We start from the raw sequence: 10972 nt of genomic DNA, 5'->3' as shown, positions 1-10972 counted from the left end.
GTCGCTGACCGTCAAAGTCACCGGCGCAGAAGTCGCGGGCAAAGCCCTCGAAAACTTGGTTATTAACGGTGCTGACGCGACCGTCAAAACCACCGACACCATTAACGAAGTCATCGCCAAGCTAACCGTGGACAAATCCACCGTCGTCGAAGGCGGCGCGGTCACCTACACCGTGACCCTGACCAACGCAGCCGGTCTGCCGATCAACAACCACGACGCCATGACCTTCACGTTGACCGACGGCAAGACGATCAACGTCGCTGCCAACGCCAGCACCGGTACGCTGATCGTGAACACCGTGGATGACGTGTACACCGGTGGTCAAACCACGCTGGTCAACAAGCTTGAAACCGTCACCGGCGGCAGCACGAAGTTCGAACAGCTGACGCTGGATAAAACCACGCTGACCACCACCGTTACCGATGAGCCTTCGGGCCAGGGTGACCGGATCACTGTGAGCATCGAAGGTAACGGCGGCGTCGTCGAAAACGTCGGCGCGGCGTTCACCGTGAAGATCAATCAGGCGTTGAGCGACAACCTCAACGTGACCCTGAGCAATGGCGGCACGGTCACCATTCTGGCGGGCACCACCTCGGCGATCTACACCGCGCCGATCCAGGGCGAAGACGTCTACAAAGACCCAAGCACCCTGAGCCTGACCGTCAGCTCCGCGACCGTGACCGGTAAAACCTTCGAGAACCTGGTGCTCAGCACCACGCCAGGTACCGTGGGCATTACCGACACCACCAACGAAGTCATCGCCAAGCTAACCGTGGACAAATCCACCGTCGTCGAAGGCGGCCAAGTCACCTACACCGTGACCCTGACCAACAAAGATGGCCTGGCGATCAACAGCCACGACGCCATGACCTTCACGCTGACCGACGGCCGGACCATCAACGTCCCGGCCAACACCAGCACCGGTACGCTGATCGTGAACACCGTGGATGACGTGTACACCGGTGGTCAAACCACGCTGGTCAACAAGCTTGAAACCGTCACCGGCGGCAGCACGAAGTTCGAACAGCTGACGCTGGATAAAACCACGCTGACCACCACCGTTACCGATGAGCCTTCGGGCCAGGGTGACCGGATCACTGTGAGCATCGAAGGTAACGGCGGCGTCGTCGAAAACGTCGGCGCGGCGTTCACCGTGAAGATCAATCAGGCGTTGAGCGACAACCTCAACGTGACCCTGAGCAATGGCGGCACGGTCACCATTCTGGCGGGCACCACCTCGGCGATCTACACCGCGCCGATCCAGGGCGAAGACGTCTACAAAGACCCAAGCACCCTGAGCCTGACCGTCAGCTCCGCGACCGTGACCGGTAAAACCTTCGAGAACCTGGTGCTCAGCACCACGCCAGGTACCGTGGGCATTACCGACACCACCAACGAAGTCATCGCCAAGCTAACCGTGGACAAATCCACCGTCGTCGAAGGCGGCCAAGTCACCTACACCGTGACCCTGACCAACAAAGATGGCCTGGCGATCAACAGCCACGACGCCATGACCTTCACGCTGACCGACGGCCGGACCATCAACGTCCCGGCCAACACCAGCACCGGTACGCTGATCGTGAACACCGTGGATGACGTGTACACCGGTGGTCAAACCACGCTGGTCAACAAGCTTGAAACCGTATCGGGCGGCAACGCGAAGTTTGAACAGCTGACGCTGGATAAGACCACGCTGACTACCACCGTTACCGATGAGCCTTCTGGTCAGGGTGATAAGGTCACTATCGGTATCTCCGGGGACACATCGGTCGTTGAAGGCCAAACGGCGCACTACACAGTGACGCTGAGCAATAACGCCAAGTCCGAAGTCACTGTCACGCTGTCGTACAGCGGCACCGCGGCGGATGGCACGGACTTCAGGGGTGTGACTACGGTCAAGATCCCGGCCAACAGCAACAGTGTCAATTTCGACATCGCGACCATCAACGACAAGTACGTTGAAGGTTCCGAGAACTTCGTGATCACCATCGGCAATATCAGCGGCGGTAATTTCGAGAACCTCGCGGTCGACCCTAACAACGCCAGCGTTAACACGACCATTGTTGATAACGACCATGCGCCGGTTGCCGTCAGTGGCAGCGTCACTGGCCTTGAAGACCAGAGCGTTGTGTTGACGTGGGATAACTTCAAGACGACCGATGTCGACAACGACAGCCCGCTGAGCATCACCATCACGGACGTCGCTGGTCGTGGCGACCTGATGTTCAACGGTGCGGCCGGTTGGGTGAAAGTTGCTGCAGGCCAGGTCATCAGCCAGGCGGATATCAACGCTGGCAAACTGAAGTTCGTGCCGGTCGCGAACGAATCGGGTGCTGATGGCTACGGCGGTACTGGCGTCGGTAACAAAGCGGCTGACTACGCGCAGATCAAGTTCAAGCCTACCGATGGTTTCAACCTGGGCAATGAAGCGACGCTGAAAGTCGACATCACGCCGGTGGCCGACAAGCCTACGCTGACTGTCGACAGCAATGCCGTGACCTCTACAGGTCTGCTCAAGGAAGTCTGGACAGGCTTGTCCGGTCTGAATGCAGGTTATGACGGTAGTGCCGGTAGCGGTGCGGCGACTGCGATCTTGAAGTCGGTAATTGATGCGGCGAAAAATCCGAACAGCACCAGCACCTCCACCAACGTGCAGTCCAGTGGTGATGTCGTTGCGGGTACCGCATCGAAAACATCCGGCCTGATCTACCTCGAAGCTGGCAAGACTTACACCTTCAGCGGCAGCGCTGACGACAGTCTGCTGGTGACCATTGGCGGCAAAGAAGTGGCCAGTGCGTTGTGGGGTAAAGGCGGCGGTATCTCGGGCGCAGGCTTCACCCCGGGCACCAGCGGCTACTACACCATCGACATCTACCACCACAATCAGAGTGGCCCGGGCAGCTACGACGTTAACCTGTCGGTAAACGGCGCAGCCGCTGTCGACCTGAACAGCGCCGGCATTCCGCTGTACACCAGCGTCGCCAACCTGGCTGCGTCCGGCGTGACGGTTTCCGACCTGCATGGCACCAACGGTGAAGGCTATTACGAGGGCTACAAACTCAACGAAGGTGCTGAAAACGGCAGCGTACATCTGTCGAAGATCACCACCGGACTGACTGATACCGATGGCTCGGAAAGCCTCAGCGTGACCATCAGCGGCTTCCCGAAAGGCATGGTGCTGAGCGACGACGCGGGGCACAGCTGGACCGTGGGTACCGATGGCTCGGCGACAGTGACTGGCTGGAACCTGGCCAACCTGACCTTGACGCCGCCGGCTTACTACAACGGTAAGTTCGACCTGACAGTGACGTCGACTTCGACTGAGCTACTGGGTGGTTCGGCTTCAAGTACGGCGACGATTCCGGTCACTATTTACCCTGCGGTTTATAACCCGATAATCGGTACGACCAACGATGACAACATCGTGGGTACGGACGCCAACGACATCGTGATCGCGGATATTGGCGGCTTGAACGTTGTGCAGGGCAAGAACTACAACATCGCGTTCATGGTCGACACTTCCGGCAGTATGAAAGGCTCGATCGAAGCGGCGAAGACCTCGCTGACCTCGATGTTCAACACGCTCAAACAGAGCCTGGGTGCAGAGACCTCCGGCAAGGTGAACATCTTCCTGGCGACTTTCGATGATGTGGTTAACAAGACGATTTCGATCGACTTGAACGATCCGATGGCACTAGGGAAGCTTCAGACCATTATCGATTCGATGGCGTACGGTGGCGGCACTAACTACGAGGACATATTCAAGACCACGGCCAACTGGTTCAAGAGCAACGAGGTTCTTTCCAACGCCAACACCGACGGTACCTCAAACAATCTGGCCTACTTCATCACGGACGGTAAGCCGACTTACTACCAGGCCGGGGAGGCAACTAACTCCGTCGTGGCTAACTACTACTCGTCCAGCAAGACTGACGGCCGGCTGGATGACTACCTGAGTGTCAATAACTACAAGCTGGGCGACACGGCCTACATCACTCTGGGTGGTGTGAGCAGGTTGCTGGTCAATAGTAGCGGTCAGGTCATTCGCTGGTCCGAAGACAAGTATGGCAACTGGTCCAAGGACGGCTCGCTCGGCATCATTCGGGCCGAGGGTAATGGTAGCTATGAAATTTCGTACACCGATGGCGAAGGCAGCGGTACCGACTATTACACGGCCAGGGACGCTGCGAGCAGCTTCCTCTTGCTGTCGGGTGTCAAGGTCGAGGCGATCGGCCTGAATAGCGCGATCAAGCCCACGGATCTGGCTCCATTCGACAGCGATAACAAGCCGCAAACCAACATTGACCCTAGCAAGCTGGCCGATGCGATCCTGGGTCACACCGAAGCTACCCTGCCGGGTGGCGACTCGGTCAACGGCGGTGACGGCAACGACATCATCTTCGGCGATCTGGTGAGCTTCAACGGGATTTCCGGTGAGGGGTACCAGGCGATGCAAGCCTTTGTCGCTCAGCAGACCGGCGTTGAAGTCAGCAAAGTCTCCAACAGCAACGTTCACCAGTTTGTCACCGAGAACTACACCTTGTTCGACGTGTCCGGTGCGCATGACGGGGACGATACACTGCTCGGCGGTGCCGGCAACGACATCATCTTCGGCCAGGGTGGCGACGATAAGCTCTACGGCAATGCAGGCAATGACATCCTGCTCGGCGGCACGGGCACCGACCTGCTGGACGGTGGCGATGGCAATGACATCCTTATGGGTGGCAAGGGCAACGACACGTTGATTGGCGGTCTGGGTGGCGACACGTTCGTCTGGAAAGCAGGCGACACCGGTACCGACGTGATCAAAGACTTCAAGGCTGCCGAAGGTGACCGCATCGACCTGCGTGATTTGCTGCAGGGCGAAACCGGCAGCACCATCGACAACTTCCTGAAGATCACCACGGCGGGCGGTGTTTCGTCCCTTGAGGTCAGTTCCGCTGGCAAGTTCAATACCAGCGGAGCAGCGGCAGCACCTGATGTGACGATCAAACTGGAAGGTAACAACTGGTCTAGCGCCAACCTGCACAACCTGATTGCCGGTAGCGATCCGACCATCAAGGTTGATCACAACAACAGCTGATAGCTGACGAAATGGCCGCCCAAACCGGGCGGCCATCACGTTTGCGAGAATCACCCCGGTGACGATTTCGTCGTCGCACCGCATACTCGCGCGCAGTTGGCCTATGCTGCTGACAGCATGACGCTGGTCCATTTCTGAGGGATGCTCAATGTTTTACGTGCAACGCGATGCGCAAGGACAATTAGTGCGCGTGGAAGCCGCAGCTTATGCAGAGGCCACGGAAACACTGCCCGCCGACCATCATGAAATCCAGGCGTGGTACGCCAATGAAGTGATGGAAGTCAGCCTCAAGCAGCTCAAGCAGAGCGACTTCGAAATGATTCGGGTCCTCGACGACTTGATCCAGGTGCTGACCAGCAAAGGCGTGATTCGCGTCACCGACCTGCCGCCGGCTGCACAGGCCAAACTGATGGATCGGACCCAGGCCCGAGAGGCGTTGGGTGGGTTGAGTCATCTGATCGATGATGATGAGACCGGGTTGATTTAAGCGTTGTAACGCAAAAGATCGCAGCCTGCGGCAGCTCCTACAGGGAAATGTATTTCTCCTGTAGGAGCTGCCGAAGGCTGCGATCTTTTTTGCTTGTAAAACCTTACTGCCAGGGCTTGGGCTCACCGAACAATTGGCCCTGAACCCCATAAAGTCCCATCTCGCGAATCACCGACAACTCCCCTTCGGTCTCGACGCGCTCGGCGATTAGCGGCAGGTCGATACTGTGGGCTGCGCGCTGAATGGCTTCGATAAAAAGACGCTTGTCGCCTTCCTGATCGATCGCCCGGATGTAACTGCCATCGATCTTCAGGTACGCCAACCCAAGCCGCGCAAGGTTGCCGATCATGCTGAAGCGTCCGCCGAAGCGCTGCAGGCTGAGCGAGAACCCCAACTCTCGCAGTCGTTGCGTCAGCTTTTCAAGCACGGCTTGTTCGGGAATTTGTTCCTCGCCGATTTCCAGGGTCAACCGTGGTCCCAGATTGGAATGCGCGCGCAGAATCTCGAAGACTTTGTTCAGCGCCTGCGGGTCCGCCAACGTCGCTGAAGACAGGTTCAGCGCCAGCGATTCTTCGTGGCCCTCCATTTGTGCAAGCACCAATTCCAGCATCAGACGGTCCAGGCGTGCCGTCCAGCCAAAGCGCTCGAGCCAGGGCAGGAAACGCCCGGCGGGAATAGTGTGGCCCTCATCGTCGATCAAACGCGAAAGCACTTTGTAGTGCAGTACCAACTGCGGGTCCTGGCTGGCGACCACCGGTTGGAAGTACAGCTGGAAACGCCGCTGCACCAATGCCTGATCCAGCAAATTGTGCCAAGCGTGATGATCGTCGCCCACGCGTGACGACGCGCTGTGGTCAAGGCAAGCCCAGCTCTGTTCGCCCTGTCCTTCGGCTTGCGCCAATGCCTGATCCGCCAGGCTGATGACTGCTTGAGGGGAGTCTCCATGAACAAACGGCGCCAACCCGATCGTGGCAACCGAGGCAACATCGGTGGCGCCCGTCGCATGCAGGCTCGCCAAGGCAGTGTCGAGATTGCGCGCCAGTTGCAGCGCCTCTTCACGCACCAAGCCTGGGGCCAACACGGCAAACTCGCCGCCACGAATTCGTGTGACGAGGTTCTGCGTTTCAGGGTACTTGGCGCACTCGCGAGACAACTGCTCGCCGACTGCCATCAACAATTCATCGGTGCGTTGGCCGCCCAGGCGCTGGTTCAATCCGGCCAGGTCCGTGACCCGCAACAACAGTAGATAACCAGAGCTTGCCTGCTCCGGATTGCTCACTCGCGCATTCAGCTGCATCTCGAAGTAACGTCGGTTGGCCAATCCGGTCAGGTTGTCCTGATAGGACTCGATCCGCAGCTTTTCGCTGCGCTCGGCCTGTTCTTGAAACAGCGCCTTGAGCTTCTCGACCATCTGATTCATGGCCTGCACGACACGTCTCAATTCAGGGGTACGCGGCAGGTCCGGCAGGCTGAGGAACTCACGACGGGCAATGGCATGGGATTGCTTGACCATGTAGTCCAGCGGTTTCAATTGCCGACGCAGCAACAGCGCGCCGAGAACAGCGCTCACCGCGCCGCAGATCAGCAGCCAGCCGAGGCTGCCCAGCGCGCTTTGCCAGAGCTTGGCCAGTGCAAACATGGGGTGGCTGACCACCTCGACCCGAGCGGCCTGCTCCCATCCACGGCTGACTATTGCATCGCCGCCGGCCGGTTCCAGGCCGATGAGTTTGACGAACCAGTCCGGCACGTTGTTCACCGCAGGAATGCCACTGCGCTCGACGATGACTTTGTCGTTGCTGACGTCGATGACCCGGATGCTCGCGTAGTAGCCGCTGTCGAAGATAGAGCTCACCAACAGTTCGACCATCGCCGGGTCATCGATGTTCGGCGTCAGGGACAACGCGAGCGCCGTCGCGGCGTCCTGGGCGTGTGAGCGCAACTGGTTGACGTACTGGGTCCGCGAACTTTCCAGGCTCACCATGAAGCTGCCTGTGAAGGCGACCACCAGGAACAGACAGATAGCGATCAACAGCTGTTTGAACAAGGACATCTGAGCGCGTGCTCCTAGTTAGTCGTCTCGACCGTAAAACCTTCGGCCTGCATTTTCTTCAACACATCCTGCCAGCGGGACAGGCGCTTGGTATCACCGACCTTCTTGTTGCCCTTGGTGCCGGGCAGGTACAACCCTTCAGCATTGAAAGAATAGACCGGCAGCAAGTCGGTTCGTTGGCTGGCGGGCTTGATTGCATCGATCAGGCTGTCGAGCACCAGCGGCATGGCTTCGGGGTTTGAGTAATAGGTCAACACCATGTGTGCCCGATTCTGGCGCAATGCCTTGACGTAGGTGATGCGCAACTTATCACTGGAAACGCCGAGATGGCGCAGGCTGAAATACTTCGCGATGGCGTAGTCTTCGCAGTCTCCAGCACCCTTCCACAAGGCTTGGATTGGCGTTTCCCAGTAATCGACCTCGTGCCACAGTTCGATATCTTCTACGTACCGCACCTTCTTGTTGAAGAACTGGTTGACCAGATTGAGCTGTTCCAGCTCCCCGACCTGCTTTTGCGTCGCCAATAAATGCTGCCAGGCATCAATGCGTTGCTGCCCTTCACCCAACGGGCCGTACAATGCCTGGGCGCGTCGACTGATCAGCGAGAAATCCCAATCGGCATGCAGCCCGCCCAGCATGATACTGGCCAGCACCAGGGCGCATGACAGCCAGCGCAATGTCCTAGGGATCGCGAAACGTGCCGCCAATGCGTGGCATCCAGATCAGGCAGGTGGAATTCGGTTGAATGGTGAAGGTTCGCCCGCTAAAAGACAATGGCACGATGAGATCACTGATGACGCGCTAAACTTTTTAGAGTGGTGCGTCGAATTTGTTGGTTTGACAACCTGAGAGGCAGTCACTAGTGTCAGTTTGGATCCAATCATTCATACAATTTATTCAGGGTGCGTTGTGACACAGAAGCTCAACCCTCTCGCCAGCATCAAGATCAATGGGCCGATTCCCGCGCACTTGGCGCGATCGGTCATTGAAGAGACGTTGCGCGCCGCCATTCTTGATGGACGTATTCCCTGCGGTACCGCATTACGCCAGCAAGATCTTGCTGATTTTTTCGGTGTCAGTCGCATGCCGGTTCGCGAAGCGTTACGTCAGCTCGAAGCGCAATCGCTGCTTAACGTGATTGCTCACAAAGGGGCTGTGGTCGCGCCTCTGGTCCAAGGTGACGCCGTTGAAACCTACGCGCTGCGCATCCTGCTGGAGTCCGAAGCGCTGCGCCTGTCCATCCCCCTACTTACCCTCGAGGATTTTCAACAGGCCGCGCGTCATATTGATGATCTGGAAACCGAAAGCGACTACACCGAGATCGGCCGGCTGAATCGTCTTTTCCATATGGCAATGTATGGTAAAGCGCCTAATCGCCGTCTCCTGAGATTGGTCGAAGACGGGTTGAACGAAGAGGAGCGCTTTCTACGCTTCAACCTGGAAGCCATGAACCTGGGTGAGCTGTCGCAGGAGGATCACCGGGCGCTTTTGCGGGCGGTGGAAGACCGGAACATCGAAGAATCCGTGAAACTGCTTGAGCACCACCTCAATCGGGCTGTCGAGGTCATCACGCGTTACCTCAATAATCCCGAGTCGCAGAATCAGAAGACCTCGAAGTAACGTGCGAAATGAGGGTAATACTGCCAGCAGTTGCAAATTCCCCCACCCTTGAAGACAATGCGACTAATTATCATTTGTGACGTCCGAGCAGTCGCATCCATGTTTTCCCCTGAGCTGGCAGTACAGACGCTTTACAGCAGTCATCACGGATGGCTCATCTCGTGGCTGCTCGCTCGCCTTGGCGATTCTGCCGACGTCGCGGACCTGGCCCAAGAGCAAATGGGCTTGTCCCTGCGCTCAGAGGAGCGCCTTGTAGCCGATGCGCTCTATCACTGCGATGCGTTGCGGTACAGCGCATGACGCCTATGGATAACGCGTCGCAGCGCCGACATGTCGAGCCTCGGCAGCAGGTCGTCAAACAAGCCATCCATTGGCTGCTTCGCCTACGCAACAATGCTGCTAATGCCCGCCTGCGTCAGCAATGTGATGTATGGCGGGCAGAGCATCAGGAACACGAGTTGGCTTGGCAAAGGGTGAAAACCCTGCAGGCGGAGTTGAGTAACAACTTTCCTGCGGTACCGGGTGCCCTGGATACGCTGGAAAACAGCGCTCACGGATTGGGGAGACGCCAGGCTCTGAAAATGTTCTCTGGCGCCTTGCTGATAGGTTCAGGCGCGTGGATGGGCAAAGACGTAGCAGGTTGGCAACAGTGGACCGCCGACTTCGCGACCAACACTGGAGAACGGCGGGGTTTCCAGCTGCCGGACGGCACGCGGCTGGAACTCAATACCGCCAGTGCGGTGGATCTCGACTACACACCGCAACAGCGACTGATCAAGCTGACTCGTGGGGAAATCATCATCACCTGCGGCGGGATTGATCAAGGCGCTTCGTTCGATCGTCCCTTACGGGTGCAAAGTCACCATGGTGTATTCGAAGGGGTTGATGCACGCTTCATACTTCTTCAGGGGCCAGTCTGTACCCAGCTCAGTGTGACTGCCGGCAGGGTTGCCATTCATTCGCCGATTGCCAGCAATGGAGGACCGATACAGGTGCTTCCCGGGCAGAGCTATTTGATTGATCACCGCCAGGCGAGGTTGGCACCGGCACTGGATATGGACGCCGGTGCCTGGGTTGACGGTCTGATTGTGCCTCGCAACATGCGCCTCGATAACTTTCTACATGAGGTTGGCCGTTATCGTACCGGCTATATGAGCTGTGCGGCGGACATTGCCGATCTTCGGCTTTCGGGGGTTTTCCAACTCGACAATACCGACAAGTTGCTCACCATCCTTACGCAAACCTTGCCTGTTAAGGTGCGATATCGCACGCGTTGGTGGGTGACTATCGAGCGGCAGGTCTGAATTGTTTTGCGGGGTTTGCGTGTAAGCCCGGCGCCTCAACTTCTGTTACTTGGAGGAAGAACTTGATGTTGCGGCGACAGTAAGCTCAGCTCTAACTTTCAGGCCATCTAGGTCTGTGCTTCAGTTAGCCACTTTCCAATGGCCCTGAACGACAAAACCCCTGTCTGCATTAGCAGACAGGGGTTCTGGAATTTCAATCTTGACGATGACCTACTCTCACATGGGGAAACCCCACACTACCATCGGCGATGCATCGTTTCACTGCTGAGTTCGGGATGGGATCAGGTGGTTCCAATGCTCTATGGTCGTCAAGAAATTCTGTGACCGGCCCGTTGCAGCAGCAACGTGCAGGTGAAAATTGGTGACTTCTACTAAAACAAAACCCCTGTTCGCGTTAGCAAACAGGGGTTTCGGAATTTAATCTTGAC

Annotated in this window: 6 protein-coding genes, 1 rRNA gene and 1 pseudogene; 5 read left to right on the top strand and 3 right to left on the bottom strand. The window is 57.5% G+C overall.

What is annotated here, in order from left to right:
- Together AC3ZVB_RS29050 and AC3ZVB_RS29045 are read left to right on the top strand one after the other, a co-directional pair.
- The coding region (locus AC3ZVB_RS29050; protein ID WP_490148484.1) for a beta strand repeat-containing protein at positions 1-5083 on the top strand (5083 nt) is incomplete at its 5' end.
- Between the two features lie 148 nt (positions 5084-5231).
- Complete coding sequence (locus AC3ZVB_RS29045; protein WP_162441129.1) at positions 5232-5570, top strand: tryptophan synthase subunit beta; 339 nt, start codon at positions 5232-5234, stop codon at positions 5568-5570.
- 103 nt (positions 5571-5673) lie between these two features.
- Here the strand turns inward: AC3ZVB_RS29045 and lapD are convergent, their stop codons facing one another.
- Together lapD and lapG are read right to left on the bottom strand one after the other, a co-directional pair.
- Positions 5674-7620, bottom strand: coding sequence for a cyclic di-GMP receptor LapD (gene lapD / locus AC3ZVB_RS29040; protein ID WP_194693865.1), 1947 nt, complete (start codon positions 7618-7620; stop codon positions 5674-5676).
- A gap of 14 nt (positions 7621-7634) precedes the next feature.
- Complete coding sequence (lapG, locus tag AC3ZVB_RS29035; RefSeq protein ID WP_490148483.1) at positions 7635-8327, bottom strand: cysteine protease LapG; 693 nt, start codon at positions 8325-8327, stop codon at positions 7635-7637.
- Between the two features lie 202 nt (positions 8328-8529).
- Here lapG and AC3ZVB_RS29030 point away from each other — a divergent pair, with 202 nt between their 5' ends.
- The 3 genes and pseudogenes from AC3ZVB_RS29030 (at position 8530) to AC3ZVB_RS29020 (ending at position 10544) form a co-directional block, all read left to right on the top strand.
- Positions 8530-9240, top strand: a complete 711-nt coding sequence (locus tag AC3ZVB_RS29030; protein WP_490148485.1) for a GntR family transcriptional regulator — start codon at positions 8530-8532, stop codon at positions 9238-9240.
- Positions 9241-9339: 99 nt separating this feature from the next.
- Positions 9340-9492: pseudogene (locus tag AC3ZVB_RS29025) on the top strand (sigma-70 family RNA polymerase sigma factor); the annotation flags it as partial.
- Positions 9493-9536: 44 nt separating this feature from the next.
- Positions 9537-10544, top strand: a complete 1008-nt coding sequence (locus tag AC3ZVB_RS29020; protein WP_490148482.1) for a DUF4880 domain-containing protein — start codon at positions 9537-9539, stop codon at positions 10542-10544.
- Between the two features lie 197 nt (positions 10545-10741).
- Here AC3ZVB_RS29020 and rrf read toward each other — a convergent pair.
- Positions 10742-10857 (bottom strand): 5S ribosomal RNA (gene rrf, locus AC3ZVB_RS29015).
- Positions 10858-10972 lie beyond the last annotated feature (115 nt).

Source organism: Pseudomonas sp. MDV22-iso1 (assembly GCF_058145095.1).
This window is presented reverse-complemented; position numbering and strand designations above follow the sequence as displayed.